This is a genomic window from Shigella sp. FC1661 (assembly GCF_001712525.1).
GTDB classification, from domain to species: Bacteria; Pseudomonadota; Gammaproteobacteria; order Enterobacterales; family Enterobacteriaceae; genus Escherichia; species Escherichia coli.
The window spans coordinates 1-640 of the sequence record NZ_MDGW01000429.1 but is presented as its reverse complement, the minus strand read 5'-3'; the positions used below and the strand labels follow the sequence as shown (position 1 = coordinate 640).

Below are 640 nucleotides of genomic sequence, written 5' to 3'. Positions count from 1 at the left end.
ATCTGCAAACTCATCTGACCACCAGCACGTTTAACGTCCTGTGCCGTTTTTCAGGTATAAAAAAACCCGCATAAAGCGGGCTCTTTCAAATGTCCATGTGAAGTGGTCAACAAAAACTGGCCACCGAGTTAGAGTTTTTCCAGTATCGATTTTCCGATTCGTTTGGGGGTAACCCACCGTTATATTCGTGCGGTCTTAGTGCGCTGTAATATCCAACGATATAGTCCGTTATGGCGTGAGCTGCCTCGCTGAAGCTTACGTAACCCACCACCGGCATCCATTCGTTCTTCAGACTCCTGAAGAAGCGTTCCATTGGGCTGTTATCCCAGCAGTTTCCGCGCCGGCTCATACTCTGTCTGATCTGGTATCGCCACAATAACTGCCGGAACTGCCTGCTCGTATAATGACTGCCCTGATCGCTGTGGAACATCACCCCGCCGGGCTTACCACGGGTTTCCCATGCCATTTCCAGCGCTTTCATGGTGAGCCTGCTGTCCGGCGAGAACGACATGGCCCAGCCCACTGGTTTTCTTGCGAACAGGTCGAGAACAACGGCGAGGTACGCCCAGCGCTTACCCGTCCAGATACAGGTCACATCACCGCACCACACCTGATTTGGCTCGGTCACGGCGAACTGCCT

1 protein-coding gene is annotated in these 640 nt (G+C 53.0%); it reads right to left on the bottom strand.

The features are described from left to right. Positions 1–106: 106 nt before the first annotated feature. Positions 107–640: IS3 family transposase (locus BFF42_RS19510; protein WP_039060271.1), on the bottom strand; the 534-nt coding region annotated here is incomplete at its 5' end.